Source organism: Sphingomonas populi, assembly GCF_004208535.1.
Taxonomy (GTDB): Bacteria; Pseudomonadota; Alphaproteobacteria; order Sphingomonadales; family Sphingomonadaceae; genus Sphingomonas; species Sphingomonas populi.
This window is the reverse complement of sequence record NZ_SGIS01000019.1, coordinates 1-21,296: the sequence shown is the minus strand read 5'-3', so window position 1 is coordinate 21,296 and position 21,296 is coordinate 1. Positions and strand designations below refer to the sequence as shown.

Here is a 21,296-nt window from a genome sequence, read left to right as displayed (position 1 = left end):
CTAGCCGCTCCCCGCAGGGTGCGCTATCCGCAAGCCATGTCCAACGAAGATCTGTTCGCCGCCACGCCAAAGCCCGACTTCGAATATGACGCATCCTCGATCGAGGTGCTCGAGGGGCTTGAGCCGGTCCGCCGCCGCCCCGGCATGTACGTCGGCGGCACCGACGAGCGCGCCATGCACCATCTCGCCGCCGAGGTGGTCGACAATGCGATGGACGAGGCGGTCGCCGGCCACGCGACGCGGATCGAGGTCACGCTCGAAGCCGGCAACCGGCTGACCGTCGTCGACAACGGTCGCGGCATCCCGGTCGATCCGCATCCGAAGTTCCCCGGTAAGTCCGCGCTCGAAGTGATCCTCTCAACGCTGCATTCAGGCGGCAAGTTCGAGGGCAAGGCGTATCAGACCGCTGGCGGCCTGCACGGCGTCGGCATCAGCGTCGTCAACGCGCTGTCGTCGGACACGACGATCGAGGTCGCGCGCAACAAGACGCTCTACCGCCAGCGCTTCTCGCGCGGCGTCACGCTCGGCCCGTTGGAAGCGCTCGGGCCGACCCCCAACCGGCGCGGCACCTCGGTCAGCTTCGTGCCCGATACCGAGATTTTCGGGCCGGAAATGCTGTTCAAACCGGCTCGCCTCTACAAGCTGGTACGCTCGAAGGCGTATCTGTTCGCCGGCGTCGAAGTGCGCTGGCGCTGCGCACCCGAGATCATCACCGACGACACGCCGCCCGAGGCGGTGTTCCAGTTCCCCGGCGGCCTCGCCGATCATTTGCGCGAGCAGGTCGGCACCCGCGAATGCGCCACGTCCGATTTCTTCGTCGGCCGGCAGGATTTCGCCAACGGGCAGGGCCGGGTCGAATGGGCCGTCGCGTGGCCGCTGTGGAGCGACGGTTCGTATAGCTGGTATTGCAACACCATCCCCACCCCTGACGGCGGCACCCACGAGCAGGGTCTCCGCGCCGCGCTGGTGAAGGGCATTCGCGCCTTCGCCGATCTCGTTGGGCAGAAGAAAGCCAAGGACATCGCGCCCGAGGACGTGATGACCGGCAGCGAGCTGATGCTCTCGGTGTTCATCCGCGATCCGCAGTTCCAGAGCCAGACCAAGGACCGGCTCACCAGCCCCGAGGCCGCCGCGCTCGTCGAACGCGCGGTGCGCGACCATGTCGACCATTTCCTCAGCGACAATATGGAGCGCGGCAAGGCGCTGCTCGGCTACATCCTCGATCGGATGGACGATCGCCTCCGCCGCAAGGCCGAGCGCGAGGTCAAGCGCAAGACCGCGACCAGCGCGCGGAAACTGCGCCTGCCCGGCAAGCTCACCGATTGCGCCGCCGACAGCCCCGAGGGCACCGAACTCTTCATCGTCGAGGGCGATTCGGCAGGCGGCTCCGCCAAACAGGCGCGCGACCGCAAGACTCAGGCGATCCTGCCGATCCGCGGCAAGATCCTCAACGTCGCCAGCGCCACATCGGCCAAGATCCTCGCCAATCAGGAAATCGCCGACCTCATCCAGGCGCTCGGCTGCGGCACCCGCAAGGACTGCAACGCCGATCATCTGCGCTACGAACGCATCGTCATCATGACCGACGCCGATGTCGACGGCGCGCACATCGCCACCCTGCTGATGACCTTCTTCTTCCAGGAAATGCCCGATCTGGTGCGGCGCGGGCATCTGTTCCTCGCCCAGCCGCCGCTCTACCGGCTGACGGCGGGCACCAAGAGCCTCTACGCGATGGACGACGCCGATCGCGCCCGCATCGAGGCTGGGCCGTTCAAGAACAAGAAGGTCGATGTCGCGCGCTTCAAGGGCCTCGGCGAGATGAACCCGATGCAGCTCCGCGAAACCACGATGGACCCGAAGACCCGCGCGATGCTGCGCATCACGCTCCCGCAGGAATATGAGGAGCGCGCCGGGGTGAAGGATCTGGTCGATCGCCTGATGGGCACCAATCCGGCGCACCGCTTCGCCTTCATCCAGGAGAATGCCGCGCGCATGGACGTCGCCGAACTCGACGCCTGATCCGGCCTTCCGCCCGCGCCACTGGCAAAGACCGCGCCGATCGCCTACATGCGCCCTCTCTCATGGCAACGATTCTCCCCTCCCCGCCGCGCGTCGGCATGGTTTCGCTTGGCTGTCCCAAGAACCTGGTCGACAGCGAGCGCATCCTCACCAAGCTGCGCAGCGACGGCTACCAGATGTCGCCCGACTATGCCGGCGCCGACGTGGTGCTGGTCAACACCTGCGGCTTCCTCGATTCCGCCAAGGAAGAGAGCCTCGAAGCGATCGGCGAGGCGATCGCAGAGAATGGCCGAGTCATCGTCACCGGCTGCATGGGCAAGGAAGCGGAGATGATCCGCGCAAAATTCCCCGGCATCCTCGCCGTCACCGGCGCGCACCAATATGAAGAGGTGGTCGGCGCGGTCCACGAAGCGGCGCCGATGCCGCCCTCGGCGTTCCTCAATCTCGTTCCCGACAGCGGGCTGAAGCTCACCCCGCGCCATTACAGCTATCTGAAGATCAGCGAGGGCTGCAACCACCGCTGCTCGTTCTGCATCATCCCGAGCCTGCGCGGCGATCTCGTCAGCCGCCGCCCCGATGCGATCCTGCGCGAAGCCGAGAAGCTGATCGCGGCGGGCACCCGCGAACTGCTCGTCATCAGCCAGGACACCTCGGCCTATGGCGTCGATATCCGCCACCAGCCGCGCCCGTGGCATGGCGAAGACGTCCGCGCGCACATGACCGACCTGTCGCGCGAACTCGGCAAGCTCGGCGCGTGGGTACGGCTCCACTACGTCTACCCCTACCCCCATGTCGATCAGGTCATCCCGCTGATGGCCGAGGGGCTGGTCCTCCCCTATCTCGACATCCCGTTCCAGCACGCCAGCCGCAACGTGCTCAAGCTGATGAAGCGCCCCGCCAACGAAACCAAGGTGCTGGAGCGCATCAAGAATTGGCGGACGATCGTCCCCGACATCGCGATCCGTTCGACCTTCGTGGTCGGCTTCCCGGGTGAGACCGAGGATGATTTCGCCTATCTGATGGATTGGCTCGAAGAGGCACGGCTCGATCGCGTCGGCGCGTTCCGCTTCGAACCCGTCGAGGGCGCCGCCGCCAACGCGCTTCCCAACCATGTGCCGGAAGAGATCAAGGAAGAGCGCTACGCCCGCCTGATGGAACTGACCGCGCGCATCTCGGCGGAGAAGCTCCAGGCCAAGATCGGCCGCACGCTCGACGTGATCATCGACGACGTCGGCGAAGACGGCGCGACCGGCCGCTCCAAGGCGGACGCGCCCGAAATCGACGGCGAGGTCCACCTGCGCGACGCCGGCCACCTCTCGCCCGGCGATATCGTGGCCGTGGCGATCGAGGATGCCGACGAGCACGATCTGTTCGGGGTTCCTCTCCAAGCGTGACGACACCGGCCGAAGCGCTCGCAAGCTGGCCGCCGCAGCGCTACGCTGCGGTGCGCCGCGCCGTCCGCACCGGCGATCTCGCGATCTGCTCGGGCAACCAGATGTTCTCGCGCGTCATCCAATGGGCGACGCGGAGCGACTGGAGCCATATCGCGATGATCGTCCGGCTCGAAGAGCTAGACCGCGTGATGGTGCTCGAAGCGGTGCAGAAGATCGGCGTGCGCTGCGTGCCGCTCAGCCGCTGGGTCACCGATTTCCAGCCGCGCGACAAGCCCTTCAACGGCAAGGTCGTGATCGCCCGCCACGACGAGGTCGCCCGCGCCACGCAGGACCAGATGCGGCGGATGAGCGGCTTCGCCACCGGCCAGCTCGGCTGTCCGTTCGACGCCGCCGAACTCGCCAAGATCGCGCTGCGCATCGGCCTCGCGCGGTTCGGCGTGCGGCTGCCGCGCATGATCCAGCCCAATGACGAATATTTCTGCTCGGAATATCTCGACGAATGCTACCGCCTGCTCGGCGTGAATATCCCGTGGGACGGGCGCGGCTTCATCGCCCCGTCGGATTTCGCGCGCGCCCCGCATGTGCAGGCGGTGATGCGGGTTTCCCGCTTCCCGTTCCGCACCGGTGCGATACAAGACGACGAATGAAAGCCCTGCTCGCCGCGCTGCTGCTCACCGCCGCTCCTGTCTCCGCACAGGAGCTGTCTCCCGCCGAGACCGCCAAAGTCGACAGGATCGTCGCCGACAGCCTCGCGCGCACCGGCGTCCCCTCCGCCTCGATCGCGATCGTGCGCGGCGGGCGCATCGTCCTCGCCAAAGCCTATGGCAAGCAATCCGAGACGATCCCGATAGCCCGCGCCGACACCAAATACCCGATCGCCTCGATCTCGAAGCAATTCACCGCCGCCGCGATGCTGTTGCTGCGCGATCAGGGCAAACTGAGCCTCGACGACACAGTCTCGAAATACGTCCCCGGCATCAGCGGCGGCGACATCATCACCATCCGCCAGTTGCTCAGCCACACCTCAGGGCTACAGGATTACTGGCCGCAGGATTACAGCTTCGCGGCGATGCGTGAGCCAGTAACCCCACAGGACATCATAGATCGCTGGGCGAAGAAGCCGCTCGATTTCGCGCCGGGTACGCAGTGGCAATATTCGAACACCGGCTATGTCATCGCCGGCATGATCGTCGAGAAGGTGGCGGGGATGCCCCTGCTCGATGTCCTCAAGGGCCACGTTTTCACCCCGCTCGGCATGGCCCCGGTCGATCAGGATCTCGCGAACGGCCCCGGCTATCCGCAGGGCTATCAGCGTTTCGCACTCGGCCCGGTCCGCGCGGAACGACCCGCCGCGCACGGCTGGCTGTTCGCAGCCGGAGAACTGGCGATGTCGGCGAGTGATCTCGCCAAATGGGACATCGCCCGGATGAACCGCACGCTGCTCCCCGCCGCCGACTGGGCCGAGCAGGAAACCCCGGTCAAGCTCACCGACGGCACCACCAACGGCTACGGCCTCGGCGTCACCGCCGGCGAGCAGCAAGGCCACCGCTTCGTCGAGCATAGCGGCGAAGCGGTCGGCTTCCTGTCGCAGAACACCGTCTTTCCGGACGACAAGGCGGCGGTGGTGGTGCTGGTCAACAGCGATTTCAGCGATGCCTTCAGCAGTATCGCCGCGCAGATCGCCGAAACCATCCTGCCGCCCTCGCAAACCCAGCGCGCCGAAGTCGCCAACACCGCCAAGGCACGCGGCGTCTATGCGATGCTGCGATCGGGCACTCTCGACCGCACGCTGATGACCAGCAATTCCAATGATTATTTCACCGCCACCGCGCTCGCCGATTACAAGGCCACGCTCGCCCCGCTCGGCGAACCGAAGAGCTTCGATCTGGTGCGCGCGCCCCGGCTGCGCGGCGGGTTCGTAAATCGCAACTATCGCGCGGTCTTCGCCGACCGCACACTCAACATCGTGACCTATGCCGAACCCGGCGAAACCGGGCGCTACGAACAATTTCTGGTGATGCCGAGCCAATGACCTACGATCCCACCCCCCTGCTCCAGCCCGATCGCGGTCAGACCGCGCGCACGATCCACATCGTCACCAAGGCCGCGTTCGAGGGCTGGCGCACCGCCCAGCCGCCGCGCGTACGCACCGCGCTCGACGCCGCCCGCGTCGAGGCCAAGCCGGGCGCGACCGCGATCCTGCCCGGTGCGGACGCCGAGGACTGGTCGGTGCTGCTGTGCGTCGCCAAGACGCCGCTCGGCACATGGGATCTCGCCAAGCTCGCCGAGACGCTACCCGATGGCAGCTACCGCCTCGACGGCGCGAGCGTTGGCGCGGCTCTGCTCGGCTGGGCGCTCGGCCAGCACGCCTTCACCCGCTACAAAAAGCCCGATCGCACCCCCGGCCGCGTGCTGCTCACCACCGAACCCGCGCGGATCGCCGAAGCGGTCGCACTCGCCCGCGCCACCGCGACCGTGCGCGACCTCGTCAACACCGCCGCCGCCGATCTCGGCCCCGCCGAACTCGAAGCCGAAGCCGCCGCGCTCGCCGACACGCACGGCGCGACCCTCACCGTCACCAAGGGCGCGGCGCTCGTCAGCGGCTATCCGATGATCCACGCCGTCGGCCAGGCCGCCGCGTCGGGCCGCGAACCCCGGCTGATCGAACTTGAATGGGGCAATTCCGCGCATCCGCGTCTCGCCGTGATCGGCAAGGGCGTGTGCTTCGATTCGGGCGGGCTCGACATCAAGCCCTCCTCCGGCATGCGGCTGATGAAGAAGGACATGGGCGGCGCCGCGCACGCGCTCGCGCTCGCCGGCCTCATCATGGGCGCGCATCTGCCGGTGCGGCTGCATCTGCTGATCCCGGCGGTCGAGAACGCCATCGCCGGCAACGCCTTCCGCCCCGGCGACGTGCTCGCCACCCGCAAGGGGCTGACCGTCGAGAACACCAACACCGACGCCGAAGGCCGCCTCATCCTCGGCGACGCGCTCACCCGCGCCGGCGAGAACAATCCCGAACTGATCCTCGATTTCGCCACGCTTACCGGCGCGGCGCGCGTGGCACTCGGCCCCGATCTCCCCGCCACCTTCGCCAACGACGATGCGCTCGCCAAAGCCTTGCTCGCGGCGGGCACGGCGAGCGAAGACCCGCTGTGGCGGCTGCCGTTGTGGGATGGCTACGACGATATGCTCAAGTCCGACATCGCCGACCTGCTCAACGCCCCCGACGGCGGCTTCGCCGGCGCGGTGACGGCAGCGCTGTTCCTGCGCCGCTTCGTCCCCGAACATACGCAATGGGCGCATCTCGACACCTTCGCCTGGCGCCCCAGCGGCAAGCCGGGCCGCCCCAAGGGCGGCGAGGCGCTTGGCTTGCGCGCGGTGTGGGGGATGCTCAAGGGCCGGTACGGCGACAGCTAAGCGCTCACCAGGCGATTTTCACCGCCAGCGCGCCGTTCCGGCCTTCGCCGATATTGCCAAGCCCCCAGTACTTCTTGTCGAAGAGATTGTTGACGTTCCCCGTCAGCAGAACGTTCTGCCCGCCGATCACGGTCGCATATTGCAGACCAAAATTCGCGAGCGTGCGACCCGGAATATACAGCCGGTCGGTATCGTCGGTCGGCGCCTTGCCGAAATAGCGGAAATTGCCATGCACGCTCAGCCCCGGCACCGCCGCGAAACTGTAATCGGCATTGGCGGTCACCTGCCACCGCGCCGCCTGCCCGGGAATGTTACCGGCGAGATCGGCATTATCGGGTGAGACGCGGCGGATGCGCGGATCGAGGTGGATCGCGCCAAGGCCGACCCGGAGCGTCCGGCTCACGTCGTAAGCCGCGCTGGCTTCCACGCCCTGATAGACGGTGAGGCCATCCTGCGACAAAAAGCGTTTGCCATCGGTCAGCCGGTCGATCGTCGCGGCGCGCTCGATGCGGAAAGCCGCACCGGCAAGGCTCAATCCGCCATGTTCGTACTTCACGCCGGCTTCATACTGTTTGCTGACGGTCGCCTTCAGAACCTCGCCGACATTGGCATAGGTGGCGCCGACCCGGCTGCCCGGCTCCATCCCCTCCACATAGCTCGCGTAGAGCGAGGCATAGGCCGTTGGCTTGTAGATCAGCGCGAACGTCGGCGTCACCGCCGAGGTACGATAGCCGCTGTTGGTGGCGGCATTCCCATCGGTATCGAGCAGCCGGTACGTCGTATAGCGCGCACCCAGCACCGCCTGAATGTGCTCGCCGAGATGAAGCGTGTCGCTGGCGAACACCGCGCTCTGCCGTTCGCGCGACGGCGAGCCGTCGGTGCTCCAGGAAATATCGCGCGTCACCCGGAAGGGCTGGTCGCGATAGATGTTGCCGTTGAAGTCATTGCCCCAATGATAGCCGTCGTTCAGGCCGAAATCGGCATCGTTCAACATCAATGACGCCCCGGCGACGATCTCGTGACGAACCGGGCCGGTGCGAAACTCGCCCTGAATCATCGCCTGCGCGAAGTGGTTTCTGTCCCACTCGGCGAAATTATAGGCATAGCCCTCGTAATCGCCCGTCCGGTCGAGAAGATTCACGAACATCTTGTTCGAATGATGCAGCTTGCTCGTATAGCCATAGGTCAATCGCGCGGACCATTGCGGCGCGAACTGCCAGTCCAGCCCGGTCGCGGTCGCCAGCGTCCGCGTGCGGTAGGAGCTGTTGGCGATGTTGAGCTTGTCGTAATCATAGGTCGGCTTGGGCAGCACCGTGTCCTGATACGCGCTCCAGTAGATCTGGAACGGCTCGTGGCGCAGCGTGCTGTCCTCATAGGTCGCGGTCGCATACCATTTCACGTCGGGCGTAATCGCATATTCAAGCGCCAGCGAGCCGACGAAGCGCTCGACGCTCGCGCCGTTGTAGACGTTGCCCTTTTCCCCCGAAAGATTGAGCCGATATCCGAGCCGCCCGTCCTGCGTCAGCGGGCCGCCGGCATCGAGGCGGCCATAGACATCGCTGTTCGATCGCCAGCCGATCTCGGTCGTCAGTAACGGTGACGGCGTCGGGCGCTTGGTGCGGTAGCTGATCGCCCCGCCGGGCGATCCGAAGCCGTACATGAAGCCGCTGAGCCCCTTCAGCGCCTCGACCCGCTCTACCGATTCCAATGGAAAATCGCCGCCCCAGTAGAGCAGCAGCGGCACGTCATCGATATAGTAATTGCGCACGCCCAGCCCGCGAATCTGCGTGCCCCACCAGTTCGTCGTGCCCGCCGTCGCGAACGAGAAGACCGACGGATCGTTGATGAAGATCTGGCCGATCGTGGTCGCCTGCCGCTTGTCGATATCGTCACGGTCGACGATCGTGACCGAGAACGGCGTATCCAGCAGCGACCGCGTGCCGAGCGCGCCGCCCTGCGCGACCTCGGCCTGGCCTTCGCCGGACTGCACGCCGGTCACGACGATGTCGGATGGTACAGGCTTGGCCGCGCTCGTGTCGTCGTCCTCGGCCGCATGCGCGGTGAGTGGCGTGGCGATCACCGCGACCGAGACCAGCAAAGACGAAACCAAACCCAAAGCGTGTACGCGCATCCAACGTCCCCCAATGTGAGCGCCGGGCAAGTAAAGATACGCTATTGCGAGTCAATATCGAAAAGCGTGACGAAATGTTGCCGCGCTCATTTTCGCAACGCGCCGTGAAAATCATTGCGTTTGATCGCGCGCCTTAAGCCCGGCATCCCCCGCCCATCCGCTTTCGATGAGGCCCCCAATGGCGACCGCCGCGATCTTTACTCCCGAGGGGCCGGCCCTGCCGCGCAACTGCACCTTCGATCCGACCGACTGGGCGATCCTCGCGCAACATTGGTATCCGGTCGCGCTCGTCCGCGAGATCGGCGATGCGCCGCTCGGCACCAAGTTGCTCGATCAGCCGCTCGTCATCTACCGCGCCGACGGCGAGATCGTCGTCGCGCCCGATATCTGCCCGCATCGCGGCGTGCCGCTCAGCATGGGCACGCAGACCGGCGGCGGCGTGGTCTGCGCCTATCACGGCCTCAGGTTCGGCGCGGGCGGGCGTTGTGTGCATGTGCCCGCGCACCCCGCCAAGGGCATCCCCGACCGAATGCACCTCAAGACCTACCCGCATGTCGAACGCTACGGGCTGATCTGGACCTGCCTCACCGCCGCGCCAGGCACGCTACCGGAGCCGGGCGACATCCTCGACGTGCCGCATTGGGACGAGGCCGGCTACCAGCAGATCGTCTGCCCGTGGATCGACATCCACGGCTTCGCCGGGCGCCAGATGGAGGGCTTCCTCGACGTCGCGCATTTCGCCTTCGTCCACACCGACACGTTCGGCGATGCCAACAACGCCGAAGTCCCCGCCTACAAAACGCGCACCACCGACTATGGCTTCGAGGCCGAATATTGGAGCACCGTCGGCAATTATCCGATCGGCGTGAACGGGCGCGGCGTGCCCGATTTCCGCTGGCTGCGCCATTTCCGCTGCCATGTGCCGTTCTCGGCCTCGCTCGAAATCCACTTCCCCGGCGCGGACCGGCTGGTGGTGGTCAACCTCGCCTCGCCGGTCTCGGCCAAGGTGACGCGGATGTTCGCGCCGATCGCGCGCAATTTCGATACCGACCTGCCCGTGCAGGACGTCTACGACTTCAACCTGCGCGTCTTCCACGAGGACAAGGCGATCGTCGAGGCGCAGATGCCCGAGGAACTGCCGCTCGATCCGATGATGGAAGCACACATCCCCGCCGACATGAGTTCGCTCGCGTACCGCCGCCTGCTCCGCGACATGGGGCTGAGCCGGTTTTTCACGTCGTAAAACGCCGTTCGTGCCGAGCCAAGCTCAGCACGAACGGGTAGGCGTCGAAGTTACCCCAACCCAGCCGCCGCCACGATGATCGGCACGAACTTCGCCGCCGTCAGGCTCGCACCGCCGACCAGCGCGCCATCGACATCACCAGCGGAAAGCAACGCGGCGGCATTATCCCCCGTCACCGATCCGCCATACAAAATCCGCATCGCCTGTGCGTCCGCGCCGAGCAGCTCGACCAGAGTCGCGCGGATAGCGCCGTGGATCGCAGCCGCATCCGCGACGGTCGGCGTGCGCCCGGTGCCGATCGCCCAGATCGGTTCATAGGCGATCGACAGCCAGCCAGACCCCGCCCCCAAAGGCATAGATCCGCGCAACTGCCCGGTCACCACCGCAACCGCATCGCCCGCATCGCGCTGTTCCGCCGTTTCGCCGATGCACAGGATGCCGTTCAGCCCATGCCGCAGCAGCGCCTCGGCCTTGCCCTTCACCTCGGCGTCGGTTTCAGCGTAGCCGCCGCGGCGTTCGCTGTGCCCGACGATCGCGAAGCTCGCCCCCGCCTCGCGCACCATCCCGGCGGAAACGCAGCCGGTAAACGCACCGCTATCCTCCGGGTGGACATCCTCCGCGCCGATCGCGAACCCCGGCACCCGCGCCGCCGCCGGCGCGATCAGCGTCGCCGGCACGCCGATCGCGACGTCGACCTGTCGGTACGCCTCCGCCGCCGCCGCGATCGCGTCGATCTCGGCGAGCGCGGCGAGATCGCCGTTCATTTTCCAATTGCCTGCAATCAGCTTGCGTCTCGTCATCCCCAGTGTCTCCCTTTTTGGGTTTTGTTGCGCTGCGATAACAAGCCTGCGCCACCACACAAGCTTGAAGCGCTCGCCCGCCCCGCTTAAAGCGACCCGTTAATTCGCCTTCAACAGATCGGCCCGTCCGCTTTATGCTCAGTTTCTTTCGCCGGATCATCAACTCGAAGGTCGGCGTCGTCGTCACCCTCGGGGGGCTGATCGTCATCGCCCTGATGTTCGGGCTGACCGACATCACCGGCCTCACCGGCGGCAGCGGCACGACCGGATCGGGCGATTCGCTCGCGACCGTGGACGGCACCAAGATCGGCGCGAACGACATCCGTGCCCGCGCGCAGCGTGAGCTCGAAGGGTATCGCCAGCAGAACCCGACGCTCGACATGGCGCAATATGTCGCGGGCGGCGGCGTCGACGGCACGCTCAACCGCATGATCGACACGATCGCGCTGGAGCGGTTCGGCCACAAGCAGGGCATGTTCGTCAGCGACCGGCTGGTCGATGGCCGCATCGCCAGCATCCCGTCGCTGCAAGGCCCCGACGGCAAGTTCAGCCAGGACGCCTATAACCGCGCGCTCAAGCAGGCGCATCAGACCGACGCCGCGCTTCGCGCCGACATGAAGCAGGGCATGATCGCCCAGTTGCTCGTCACGCCGCTTCAGGCGGACACGCCGCAGGTGGCCAAGTCGCTCGCGCAGACCTATGCCGGGTTGCTGCTCGAAAAGCGCCACGCGCAGATCGCAATGATCCCCGCCGCCGCGCTCGCCACCGGCCCCGCGCCGACCGATGCCCAGCTCGCCGCGTTCTACAAAACCAACGCCGCGCGCTACAGCCTCGCCGAGCGCCGCGTGATTCGCTACGCGACCGTCTCGGGCAAGGCGCTGACCACCCCGGTCACGGTCAGCGATGCCGAGATCGCCAAGGCGTATCAGGCGCAGATCGCCAACTTCCGCGCAGTCCAGCGCCGCACCGTCGTCCGCGTGATCGTCGGCGATGCCGCCAGCGCCAACGCGCTCGCCGCCAAGATCAAGGCCGGCACCCCGATCGACGCTGCCGCGCGCGCCGCCGGGCTCGAACCCGCGACGATGACCGCGCTGGAGAAGAGCGCGATCGCCGCGCAGACCTCGCCCGCCTTCGCCGATGCCGTGTTCGCCGCCGCCAAGGGCAGCGTGATCGGCCCGGTCAAGGGCACGCTCGGCTATGTCGTCGGCCGCGTCGAGAGCATCGACGATCGCGGCGAGATCCCGCTCGCGCAGGCCAAGCCGCAGCTCACCGAGCAGCTCACCACGCAGAAGAAGAACGACCAGCTACGGAAAATCCACGACGCGCTCGACGATGCGATCTCGAACCGCGCCACCTTCGATCAGCTTGTGAGCCAACAGAAGCTCACCGCACAGGTTTCGCCGCCAGTGCTGGCGAGCGGCGCCGATCCCGCGCATCCCGATGCCAAGCTGCCGCCGGCCGCGAAGGCGATCGTCGATGCCGGCTTCGCCAACCAGCCCGGCGACACGCCCCAGCTCGTGCCGGTCGATGCCGACAGCTTCGCGGTGATCTCCACCGCCAAGGTGCTCCCATCGGCACCGCCGCCGCTCGCCGAAATCCGTGACGCGGTCACGCGCGATTTCACGATGGAGCGCGCCGCCAAGGCCGCACGCGATGTCGCCAAGAAGGTGATGGACGCCGCCAACAAGGGCACGCCGATCGCACAGGCGGTCGCCGCGACCGGCGTCAAGCTGCCCCCGGTCCAGCCGCTCGACAAGACCCGCGCCGAGCTCACCGCCAACGCCGGCGGCGTGCCCGCCCCGCTCGCCTTGCTGTTCAGCATGGCGCCGCACACCGCCAAGATCATCGCCGCGCCCAACAATGCTGGCTGGTTCGTGCTGTGGCTCGACCGGATCGACAAGGGCGATGCGCGCGGTCGTCCCGATATCGTCGCGGCGACCCAGGCCGATATCGGCAAGGCGACCGGCGGCGAATATATCCAGCAGTTCGTCAAGGCGGTGCGCGGCAGCGTCGGCGTCAAGACCGACGCCGCCGCGCTCGCGAAGCTCAAGGCGGCGCTGACCGGACAGGAGACGACCGATCAGCCCTGAACGTGATGGCGTAACGGCGGCAGCGGTCGCGGCGCTCGCCGCCGGCCGCCCGGCCTTGCTGTGGCAGCGGCAGATCGCCGACACCGAGACCCCGGTCGCCGCCGCACTACGGCTGATCGAGCCGGGCCGTGGCGACTTCCTGCTCGAATCGGTCGAGGGCGGCGAGACGCGCGGGCGGCACAGCCTGATCGGCCTCGCGCCCGATCTCGTGTTCCGCGCGAACGGCCAGTCGGCGGAGATCAACCCGCGCTGGCTGACCGACCGCGACGCCTTCGCACCCGCGCCCAAGCCGACGCTCGCCGCCTTGCGCGATCTCGTCGCCTCATGCCGGATGGACGTGCCCGCCGAGCTGCCGCGCGCGCTCGCCTGTCTGGTCGGCTATTTCGGCTATGAGACGATCGGGCTGGTCGAGACGCTGCCGCGCCCGGATGTCGATCCGCTCGGCCTGCCCGACATGATCTTCGTGCGCCCGACCGTGATCTTGATCTTCGACCGGCTCGCCGACGCCTTGTTCTTCGTGGCCCCGGTCTGGCCCGACGCGGCGCGCGATCCGCACGCGATCGTCGTGGAGGCCGCCGAGCGGATCGACGCGGTCGCCGCGCGACTCGCCGCGACGCCGCTGCCCGCGCCGGTCCGCGCCACCGATCTGCCCGAGATCGCGCTCACCCCGACTTTGCCCGCCGGCCGCTACGCCGAGATGGTGGAGAAGGCGCGCGACTATATCGTCGCCGGCGACATCTTTCAGGTCGTGCTCGCACAGCGCTTCACCGCGCCCTTCCCGCTGCCGCCGTTCGAGCTGTATCGCTCGCTCCGCCGGGTCAACCCCTCGCCCTTCCTCTATCATCTCGATCTGCCGGGCTTCTCGCTCAGCGGCTCCTCGCCCGAAATCCTCGTGCGCGTGCGCGACGGCGAAGTGACGATCCGCCCGATCGCGGGCACCCGCCCGCGCGGAAAGACGGCGGCGGAAGACGAAGCCAACCGCACCAGCCTGCTCGCCGATCCCAAGGAGCGCGCCGAACATCTGATGCTGCTTGATCTCGGCCGCAACGACGTCGGCCGTGTCGCGACAGCGGGCAGCGTGCAGGTGACGGCGAGCTACACCACCGAATTCTACAGCCACGTCATGCACATCGTCTCGAACGTGGTCGGCACGCTCGCGGAAGACAGCGACGCGCTCGACGCGCTGTTCGCCGGCTTCCCCGCCGGCACCGTCAGCGGCGCGCCCAAGGTCCGCGCCTGCGAGATCATCGCCGAATTGGAAGGCGTGGTACGCGGGCCATATGCCGGCGGCGTCGGCTATTTCTCGCCCGACGGATCGATGGATTCGTGCATCGTGCTACGCACCGCTGTCGTGAAGGACGGCGTCATGCACGTCCAGTCCGGCGCCGGCATCGTCGCCGATTCGAACCCCGACTACGAACAGCGCGAATGCGAAGCCAAGGCGGGCGCGCTGCTCGCGGCGGCACGCGAAGCGGTGGCACGGGCGGGAGCGCCGGGGTTCGGGCAATAGCCGAGGCGTCCTAACGGGAATGCAGCGCGCCGGATCGGCACGCCATCAGGCGAGCCGCGCAGCGCTATGTGACGTCGTTGGCTTAAACGGGCCGGGGGTTTTTGAGCCGCCGCCTGTAGAATGGCGCCATTCAACCACGCGCGGTCAGGTGTACCTCAACACAGTAGCCGGATCGATGGCCGATGCTCGAATTGCCGGGTAAAGGGTGCTGAGAAAAACCCCGCCAGAAACCAGCGCAACAATCCACGCAATCTCGGTGCCAGTGATGGCGAGCGGTAAGGAAAGCAGCACGTCTAATTCCATTGGTGGATGCGACAGTTGCGTGCGAACCGCTTGGGCGATCGGGTCTTTGGCCGCTTTCAGGCCCAATCCTACGCCCAACCCAGCGACCTCTCCGGCAAGTCCGATAATGGCTCCAACGCCAACAAAAACCTTTATCACCGATTTTTTGGACATCCCCATCGTTCTCAATATTGCGATTTCACGCGATTTGTAACGGACAAGCATGACCATTGAGGATAGGATATTTGAAAGAGCGATGAGCGTAACCATCGATATTATCACGGTCATCGCCAGCTTTTCTTGCGCTAAAGCGGAAAACAATGCGGTGTTCATGCTCTGCCACGTCGCAAAGGTATAACCCGCCGCAAGCTGATGCCGTATATGGCCGAGTACCGCATTCTGCTCGGCTGGTTTTTTGAGCCTTACGCTAACCTTGGTGGCTGAAGTTGCACTGTTAAGAATACGGCGAAGGTCATCAACCGGCATGATTGCCCGCTGGCCGTCGAAAGACAAATCGTCTGTACGAACTATGCTGGAAACGATAAAATCATAGTTGACCAGCCCAATCTCTCCATTGTCATTTCGTATTGTAGAAATAGCGGCATGCTCGCCAACGACAACACCGAGGCGTGTCGCCAAATCGCTGCCAAGGGCAAGAGTCCCGGGTCGATCAGGCGCTGTGCCGATAAGCATCGCTGCTTTACCCCGGAAGATGGGGCTTTTTGCCATACTGGACGGCGTGAAACCTTGCAGATTAGCGGAGAAGACCCTTCCATTGACCCCAATCAGGCCAACGCCATTGAGGGATGCCGTTGCCGCCTCCACGCCGTCGATCTTGGCAAGCGCTCGCTCTAACTGTGCGGGATGCTTAATCCCGAGCCGGGAGCCACTGACAAAAATATGGCCGTCTGCGGAGGCGATCTGACCAGCAAGCCGCGCCTCCGCGCCGTTCATGAAGCTGACGACCAATACCAGTGAAGCGACGCCGATAGTGACACCGGCGAACCCTATGGCAGCAATCAGAAGTGCCAAACGCCCGCCAGCGCCGGGAATCAGAAACCTTGAGATGAGGAGCCTCTCGTATGTATTAGGCAATCTCACCCCCGATCCGAAGCAGCGTGCTCTATCCGTAGCCAATGACGGCTGTCAGGCAAACGTAAAGCATCTCAATAGCTGTGTTTGGCCGGCTCAGGGTGCGGTCGGGTCGACCGACTGGCCGTTGCGCTTCGCCTGGCGCTCGGCGGTCCATTGGCGCAGCCACTGCGCGCTGCAGCCGGTCTGCCCGCCCGACCCGACCGGCGAGCACGTATCGGGCAATCCGCCAGCCTCCCGGCCGACCTGATCCATCGACGCGGTCCGGTTGACCCAGCTCTGGTTCTGCGCGGGGATCGGCTTCTTGTCGCGTAGCGGCTTGGGGATGCGATACGGCTCGTCGATGCGCGAGCAGACCACGACTTCGTCGGGCGAGCTCGCCTTCGGGCATGGCGCCGTGCCGGTGATCGCGATGTTGCGGATGCGCCTGACCGGCTGGCCCGACTCGGCCTGTTCGGCGACGCCGGCATGGTCCTGCTCGGCGAAATCCTTGCCCGCCACGTCCGCCGCGGTGATCGTGTCGCCCGATGTCGCGGCCGGCGTTGGGGTGGCCTGCGGAGGCGTGGTTTGCTGAGTCTGGGCGATCGCCGTCATCGGCAGGCTGAGCGCGGCGGCGAAAAACAGGGCGCGAACCATCGTCTTGAATCTCCTTGGGGCAAGCCGAACGCCCGGGTCACCCGAATGGCTCCTTATTGCAGCGCGAGCCGGCCGAAAAGGCGGCGGAATCGGGGCGCGGTTGCGCTGTCGGCCACAATGGCTATGGCGAAGATCATGATCCTCGTCATCGACAATTATGACAGCTTCACCTGGAACCTCGTCCATTATCTGATGGAGCTTGGCGCGGAGGTGAAGGTGGTCCGCAACGACGCCCTTTCCGCGCAAGACGCGGTCGCGAGCAACGCGCAAGGCTTCCTCATCTCGCCCGGCCCCAAGACGCCGACCGAGGCCGGCATCAGCCTCGATCTCGTCGCCGCCTGCGCGGAAGCGGGCAAGCCGCTGATGGGCGTGTGCCTTGGCCATCAGGCGATCGGCCAGCATTTCGGCGGCAGCGTCGTGCGCGGCGGGCTGATGCACGGCAAGACCTCGCCCGTCACCCACGACGGCACCGGGCTGTTCGAGGGCCTGCCCTCGCCCTTCACCGCCACCCGCTACCACTCGCTGATCGTCGAGGATCTGCCGCCTGACTTGATCGTCAACGCGCGCGCCGACGATGGCTCGGTGATGGGCGTGCGCCACGCGACGCTCCCCATCCACGGCGTCCAGTTCCACCCCGAGAGCATCGCCACCGAACACGGCCACGCGCTGCTCGCCAATTTCGTGCGGCTGGCGGGGATCACAACCAAACTCCCCTCCCGCTTGGGGGAGGGCCTGTCCTCCCCACAACCGCCGCTCGTGCGGACACCCCCTCCCCTAGCCCCTCCCGCCAGCGGGAGGGGGATTTGACGGTCATCGCGCTGCTGCCCGACACCGCCTCGCCGCTGTCGCGCGAAACGGCGGGCGAGGCGTTCGCCGCGATCCTCGACGGCACCGCGCCTGATGCCGAGATCGCCGCCTTCCTCACCGGCCTGGCCGAGCGCGGCGAGACCAGCATCGAGATCGCCGCCGCCGCCCGCGCACTGCGCGAACGCATGATCGCGATCGAAGCCCCCCACGGCGCGATCGACGTGTGCGGCACCGGCGGCGATGGCCACCACACGCTCAACGTCTCGACCGCCGTGTCGATCGTCGTTGCAGCATGCGGCGTGCCCGTCGCCAAGCACGGCAACCGCGCCGCCTCGTCCAAGGCCGGCGCCGCCGACACGCTCGAAATGCTCGGCCTCGATCTCGACCGCGCCGCGCGCGATGCGGAAGGCAGCCTCGCCGACATCGGCATCGCCTTCCTGTTCGCCGCCAGCCACCACCCCGCGATGAAGCGGATCACCCCGATCCGCCGCGCGATCGGCCGTCGCACGATCTTCAACCTGATGGGGCCGCTCGCCAGCCCGGCGCGGGTGACGCGCCAGCTCATCGGCATCGCCCGCCCCGATTACGCCGCCACCTACGCCGCCGCGCTCGCCGAGCTCGGCACCGAGGCGGCTTTGGTCGTCGCCGGCGAGGACTCGCTCGACGAACTCTCCTGCGCCGGCCCGAGCGTCGTCGTCGCGCTCGGCATCCCCAATATCGCCGAGCGCATCACGCCCGAGGATGCCGGCCTGCCGCGCCACCCGCTCAGCGCGATCCGCGGCGGCGACGCCGCGCACAACGCGCACGCCCTGCGCGCGCTGCTCGACGGTGAACGCGGACCCTACCGCGACGCCGTCCTCCTCAACGCCGCCGCCGCGCTGATCGTGGCCGGCACCGCCGACACCCTGAGCGAAGGCGCGGACACCGCCGCCGCCGCGCTCGACGATGGCCGCGCCGCCGCGCTGCTCGACAGATGGATCGCTTACCGATGACCGATGTGCTCGACCGTATCCTCGAAACCAAACGCGCCGATGTCGCCGCGCGCAAGGCGACCACCTCGCTCGCCGAACTCGACGAACGCATCGCGCTGCGCACCAAGCCGCGCGGCTTCCGCGCCGCGCTCGATGCCAAGGCGAAGACCGGCCACGCGCTGATCGCCGAGATCAAGAAGGCCAGCCCGTCGAAGGGCCTGATCCGCGCGGATTTCGATCCCCCCGCGCACGCCATCGCCTATCAGGCCGGCGGCGCCGCCTGCCTCTCGGTGCTGACCGACGAGCAATGGTTCCAGGGCTCCGACGCGTATCTCACCGCCGCGCGCGACGCCTGCACGCTGCCAGCGCTCCGCAAGGATTTCATGATCGATCCGTGGCAGGCGCCCGAATCGCGCGGGTTAGGGGCCGATTGCATCCTGCTCATCATGGCCGCGCTCGACGATGGCCTCCTCGCCGAGATCGAGGCGAGCGCGATCGAATGCGGCATGGATGTGCTGGTCGAGGTTCACGACGCCAAGGAGATGGAGCGCGCGATGAAGCTCAAGTCGCGGCTGATCGGCGTCAACAACCGCAACTTGCGCGATTTCACCGTCGATTTCGCGCGCACCTACGAACTGGTGTCGAAGGCGCCCAAGGACTGCACCTTCGTCGCCGAAAGCGGCCTCACCACCCGCGCCGATCTCGACGCGATGGCGGAGCACGGCATCTCCTGCTTCCTGATCGGCGAAGCGCTGATGCGGCAGGACGATGTAGAGGCGGCAACGCGCGCGATGGTGGGATGAGCGGCGCCGCCACACCCGCCTTCCCCTCCCTGAAAGGGAGCGGACCGAGGGGTGGGTCGGCCCGCGTGGGACCGCTGCGATCACCCCGAACCAACCCACCCCAGTTTCGGGTGAACAGCGCCCCGCGCTGTTCAGGTCATGCCGGGGGCATGACCGACCCGAAACGCCCTCCCTTTCAGGTGAGGGGAGTAGAATGCCAGATCTGACTCACCTCGACGAAACCGGCGCCGCGCACATGGTCGATGTCGGCGGCAAGCCCGTCACCGCGCGGCAAGCGATCGCCACCGGCCGCATCACCATGTCCGCCGCCGCCGCCGACGCGATCCGCCACGGCACCGCGCTGAAAGGCGATGTCCTCGCCGTCGCGCGCATCGCCGGCATCATGGCCGCCAAACGCACCAGCGACCTCATCCCGCTCTGCCACCCGCTGCCGCTCACCCGGGTCGCGATCGATCTCGCCCCCGACGCCGAGGGCGTCACCGTCACCGCCACCGCCGCGACCGAGGGCAAGACCGGCGTCGAAATGGAAGCGCTCACCGCCGCCAGCGTCGCGCTGCTGACGATCTACGACATGGCCAAGGCGATCGACAAAGCGATGGTCATCACCGGCGTCCGGCTGCTGGAGAAGAGGGGTGGCAAGTCGGGCGAGTCGATCGCCCCTACGGGTTAGCGCTGGCGGGATCGTCTCACGTCACACTTTGCCTGCCGCGCCCACATCGGCCAGCACGTCGTTTAGGAAAGCCCAAAGATTGTGATCGGCAGCATCGGCTGCTGCGACGATCAGTGCCTGTCGCCGGCATTCCTCGGCAAAACGGGCGTGGTGCATATCGGGCAACAAAATCTGGATCGGCGGCAAACCGACCGCGCGCAACGCATCACGGCGCTTGCGGCCCGGTTTACCGAAAAAAATTAGCATGACTTGGCCGTTTTAGTCTAATGTTACATGTAGCGCATGCATCTCGCAGTGAACGCGCGAAACAACGCCTATTAAAGCGAGAACTGCGGCTGCTTCAGAGCGGCAATCTTCGAGGCCAACCCTATTTTTTTTTCGGCCTTCGCTTTCGCAACATCGGACATATTCTCCAGCAGCGATTCGAGCGCTTGACCGTCCTTGACGTTCACAAACGTCTTGGCCTTGTTAACGAATACCACCGATGTTTTCTTGTCTTTCAAAAGCTCAAACACGTTGCTCAACGTGCCCGTGCTTTTGGTGTCCCAAATCATCAGGCCGTAATTTGCAGCCGCCGCCATCTTGAGGTCTTTGGCCGTAAAATAGGCTCGCGTTCCTGGCTCGGCGTCGGGATAGACATTCTCGACCGTCCAATCTCCAACATTGTTGCGCGGTCGATCACCACTGCAATAAACCGTCACGTGCTCGGCGTTGATGCTGGCCAGATGCTGTTGAATTGATGTGTCCGCACCGTCGGCATCACCGACAGCCACGCTCAAGCCGGCCTCAACTGCTTTCGAAATCCGATCCTTCACGCGTTCGTCGAGCCGACTGATCGCGATCGAGCCTGAAATGAAGACCGTTTCCATCTCTGTTACCATGAGCAAGTCGCCACAAAAATCTCTCCAATCTTCGCATATGTGCGCAGAATCGAGCAAGCCGCCTCCAGGGACGCGCCTGTATCATACTTGTCATCGATCAGGAGCGCACCCCATTTCCCGTTATTGGTTATGAAGGCTTCGTTCAGGTAAAAGCGCTCTTCGAGTGCCGCCACTTTCTCCTCCTTCGAACCCAAGTTCTTGATCTCCGGTGCGCCGGACATCGGCGGATTTTTGAGCAACAATCCATCTGCGTAAAAGGTTTCGGTCAGCTTGCTCAGTTTTCCGGTTAGCGCGTGGACCGGCTGACGAGCGCGTGGCTTCGTCGCCGGCATTGGAATGACCATCGCGAATTGGCCAAGCACGGGTATGATGTGATCGTGTATGGCCTGCGCCAACGGATCGACCTGATTAAAGTCGCCCTTATACCAAGATTCACTGATCAGAACTCGCGAGCCCAATCACGCAGGCCGATAGACATGATCTTCCAGGGCTGGTCGACCAGCTTGTTCCAGGCGTCGCAGCAATGGTCGACGATGTCGTCATAGGA

19 protein-coding genes are annotated in these 21,296 nt (G+C 65.9%); 12 read left to right on the top strand and 7 right to left on the bottom strand.

Annotated features, from left to right (window positions below):
* Nucleotides 1-36 precede the first annotated feature (36 nt).
* From parE to EWE75_RS13165, 5 genes are all read left to right on the top strand, one after another.
* Nucleotides 37-2,019 (top strand): DNA topoisomerase IV subunit B, encoded by a 1,983-nt coding sequence (gene parE / locus EWE75_RS13185; RefSeq protein ID WP_130158212.1) that lies wholly within the window; start codon nt 37-39, stop codon nt 2,017-2,019.
* A gap of 62 nt (nt 2,020-2,081) precedes the next feature.
* Complete coding sequence (gene rimO, locus EWE75_RS13180) at nt 2,082-3,413, top strand: 30S ribosomal protein S12 methylthiotransferase RimO (RefSeq protein ID WP_130158210.1); 1,332 nt, start codon at nt 2,082-2,084, stop codon at nt 3,411-3,413.
* Nucleotides 3,410-4,060: a YiiX/YebB-like N1pC/P60 family cysteine hydrolase gene (locus tag EWE75_RS13175; protein ID WP_130158208.1), complete on the top strand. Its 651-nt coding sequence runs from the start codon at nt 3,410-3,412 to the stop codon at nt 4,058-4,060. The genes rimO and EWE75_RS13175 overlap by 4 nt, the downstream gene beginning before the upstream one ends.
* A complete protein-coding gene (locus tag EWE75_RS13170) occupies nt 4,057-5,445 on the top strand; it encodes a serine hydrolase domain-containing protein (RefSeq protein WP_130158206.1) in 1,389 nt (462 codons plus the stop codon). The genes EWE75_RS13175 and EWE75_RS13170 overlap by 4 nt, the downstream gene beginning before the upstream one ends.
* Nucleotides 5,442-6,833, top strand: coding sequence for a leucyl aminopeptidase family protein (locus EWE75_RS13165; RefSeq protein ID WP_130158204.1), 1,392 nt, complete (start codon nt 5,442-5,444; stop codon nt 6,831-6,833). The genes EWE75_RS13170 and EWE75_RS13165 overlap by 4 nt, the downstream gene beginning before the upstream one ends.
* 4 nt (nt 6,834-6,837) lie before the next feature.
* Here the strand turns inward: EWE75_RS13165 and EWE75_RS13160 are convergent, their stop codons facing one another.
* Nucleotides 6,838-8,964, bottom strand: a complete 2,127-nt coding sequence (locus tag EWE75_RS13160) for a TonB-dependent siderophore receptor (protein ID WP_206364764.1) — start codon at nt 8,962-8,964, stop codon at nt 6,838-6,840.
* Nucleotides 8,965-9,142: 178 nt separating this feature from the next.
* On the opposite strand from EWE75_RS13160, the gene EWE75_RS13155 reads away from it, so the two are divergent.
* Nucleotides 9,143-10,207: an aromatic ring-hydroxylating oxygenase subunit alpha gene (locus EWE75_RS13155; RefSeq protein ID WP_130158202.1), complete on the top strand. Its 1,065-nt coding sequence runs from the start codon at nt 9,143-9,145 to the stop codon at nt 10,205-10,207.
* 50 nt (nt 10,208-10,257) lie between these two features.
* Here EWE75_RS13155 and tpiA read toward each other — a convergent pair whose 3' ends face one another.
* Nucleotides 10,258-11,007: a triose-phosphate isomerase gene (tpiA, locus tag EWE75_RS13150; protein ID WP_130158200.1), complete on the bottom strand. Its 750-nt coding sequence runs from the start codon at nt 11,005-11,007 to the stop codon at nt 10,258-10,260.
* Between the two features lie 134 nt (nt 11,008-11,141).
* Between tpiA and EWE75_RS13145 the strand changes: the two genes are divergently transcribed.
* Complete coding sequence (locus EWE75_RS13145; RefSeq protein WP_130158198.1) at nt 11,142-13,097, top strand: peptidylprolyl isomerase; 1,956 nt, start codon at nt 11,142-11,144, stop codon at nt 13,095-13,097.
* The gene (locus EWE75_RS13140) at nt 13,087-14,607 is read left to right on the top strand and encodes an anthranilate synthase component I family protein (RefSeq protein ID WP_130158196.1); all 1,521 of its coding nucleotides are present in this window, start codon (nt 13,087-13,089) and stop codon (nt 14,605-14,607) included. The genes EWE75_RS13145 and EWE75_RS13140 overlap by 11 nt, the downstream gene beginning before the upstream one ends.
* Before the next feature lie 144 nt (nt 14,608-14,751).
* On the opposite strand, the gene EWE75_RS13135 is transcribed toward EWE75_RS13140, so the two are convergent.
* Nucleotides 14,752-15,921 carry an ABC transporter permease gene (locus EWE75_RS13135; protein WP_165388374.1) on the bottom strand — a complete coding sequence of 390 codons (1,170 nt, stop codon included), beginning with the start codon at nt 15,919-15,921 and terminating at the stop codon, nt 14,752-14,754.
* 156 nt (nt 15,922-16,077) lie between these two features.
* Nucleotides 16,078-16,617, bottom strand: coding sequence for a hypothetical protein (locus EWE75_RS25305; RefSeq protein WP_206364763.1), 540 nt, complete (start codon nt 16,615-16,617; stop codon nt 16,078-16,080).
* A gap of 135 nt (nt 16,618-16,752) precedes the next feature.
* Here EWE75_RS25305 and EWE75_RS13125 point away from each other — a divergent pair, with 135 nt between their 5' ends.
* From EWE75_RS13125 to moaC, 4 genes are all read left to right on the top strand, one after another.
* Nucleotides 16,753-17,424, top strand: coding sequence for an anthranilate synthase component II (locus EWE75_RS13125; RefSeq protein ID WP_130158192.1), 672 nt, complete (start codon nt 16,753-16,755; stop codon nt 17,422-17,424).
* Nucleotides 17,421-18,416, top strand: coding sequence for an anthranilate phosphoribosyltransferase (trpD, locus tag EWE75_RS13120; protein ID WP_130158190.1), 996 nt, complete (start codon nt 17,421-17,423; stop codon nt 18,414-18,416). The genes EWE75_RS13125 and trpD overlap by 4 nt, the downstream gene beginning before the upstream one ends.
* A complete protein-coding gene (gene trpC / locus EWE75_RS13115) occupies nt 18,413-19,198 on the top strand; it encodes an indole-3-glycerol phosphate synthase TrpC (RefSeq protein ID WP_130158188.1) in 786 nt (261 codons plus the stop codon). Before trpD ends, trpC begins: the two co-directional genes overlap by 4 nt.
* A gap of 193 nt (nt 19,199-19,391) precedes the next feature.
* On the top strand, nt 19,392-19,868 hold the full coding sequence (moaC, locus tag EWE75_RS13110; RefSeq protein WP_130158186.1) for a cyclic pyranopterin monophosphate synthase MoaC: 477 nt from the start codon (nt 19,392-19,394) through the stop codon (nt 19,866-19,868).
* Nucleotides 19,869-19,889: 21 nt separating this feature from the next.
* On the opposite strand, the gene EWE75_RS13105 is transcribed toward moaC, so the two are convergent.
* The 3 genes from EWE75_RS13105 to EWE75_RS13095 form a co-directional block, all read right to left on the bottom strand.
* On the bottom strand, nt 19,890-20,114 hold the full coding sequence (locus EWE75_RS13105) for an antitoxin MazE-like protein (RefSeq protein WP_130158184.1): 225 nt from the start codon (nt 20,112-20,114) through the stop codon (nt 19,890-19,892).
* A 71-nt stretch (nt 20,115-20,185) separates the two neighbouring features.
* Nucleotides 20,186-20,737 carry a hypothetical protein gene (locus EWE75_RS13100; RefSeq protein ID WP_130158182.1) on the bottom strand — a complete coding sequence of 184 codons (552 nt, stop codon included), beginning with the start codon at nt 20,735-20,737 and terminating at the stop codon, nt 20,186-20,188.
* 5 nt (nt 20,738-20,742) lie between these two features.
* Nucleotides 20,743-21,207, bottom strand: coding sequence for a ComF family protein (locus EWE75_RS13095; RefSeq protein WP_130158180.1), 465 nt, complete (start codon nt 21,205-21,207; stop codon nt 20,743-20,745).
* Nucleotides 21,208-21,296 lie beyond the last annotated feature (89 nt).

What these genes read in the sequence shown, in the direction of transcription:
- parE (WP_130158212.1), top strand. Translation starts at nt 37, where the DNA reads ATGTCCAACGAAGATCTGTTCGCCGCCACGCCAAAGCCCGACTTCGAA.
- rimO (WP_130158210.1), top strand. Translation starts at nt 2,082, where the DNA reads ATGGCAACGATTCTCCCCTCCCCGCCGCGCGTCGGCATGGTTTCGCTT.
- EWE75_RS13170 (WP_130158206.1), top strand. Translation starts at nt 4,057, where the DNA reads ATGAAAGCCCTGCTCGCCGCGCTGCTGCTCACCGCCGCTCCTGTCTCC.
- EWE75_RS13165 (WP_130158204.1), top strand. Translation starts at nt 5,442, where the DNA reads ATGACCTACGATCCCACCCCCCTGCTCCAGCCCGATCGCGGTCAGACC.
- EWE75_RS13160 (WP_206364764.1), bottom strand. Translation starts at nt 8,964, where the DNA reads ATGCGCGTACACGCTTTGGGTTTGGTTTCGTCTTTGCTGGTCTCGGTC.
- EWE75_RS13155 (WP_130158202.1), top strand. Translation starts at nt 9,143, where the DNA reads ATGGCGACCGCCGCGATCTTTACTCCCGAGGGGCCGGCCCTGCCGCGC.
- tpiA (WP_130158200.1), bottom strand. Translation starts at nt 11,007, where the DNA reads ATGACGAGACGCAAGCTGATTGCAGGCAATTGGAAAATGAACGGCGAT.
- EWE75_RS13145 (WP_130158198.1), top strand. Translation starts at nt 11,142, where the DNA reads ATGCTCAGTTTCTTTCGCCGGATCATCAACTCGAAGGTCGGCGTCGTC.
- EWE75_RS25305 (WP_206364763.1), bottom strand. Translation starts at nt 16,617, where the DNA reads ATGGTTCGCGCCCTGTTTTTCGCCGCCGCGCTCAGCCTGCCGATGACG.
- EWE75_RS13125 (WP_130158192.1), top strand. Translation starts at nt 16,753, where the DNA reads ATGATCCTCGTCATCGACAATTATGACAGCTTCACCTGGAACCTCGTC.
- trpC (WP_130158188.1), top strand. Translation starts at nt 18,413, where the DNA reads ATGACCGATGTGCTCGACCGTATCCTCGAAACCAAACGCGCCGATGTC.
- moaC (WP_130158186.1), top strand. Translation starts at nt 19,392, where the DNA reads ATGCCAGATCTGACTCACCTCGACGAAACCGGCGCCGCGCACATGGTC.
- EWE75_RS13105 (WP_130158184.1), bottom strand. Translation starts at nt 20,114, where the DNA reads ATGCTAATTTTTTTCGGTAAACCGGGCCGCAAGCGCCGTGATGCGTTG.
- EWE75_RS13100 (WP_130158182.1), bottom strand. Translation starts at nt 20,737, where the DNA reads ATGGAAACGGTCTTCATTTCAGGCTCGATCGCGATCAGTCGGCTCGAC.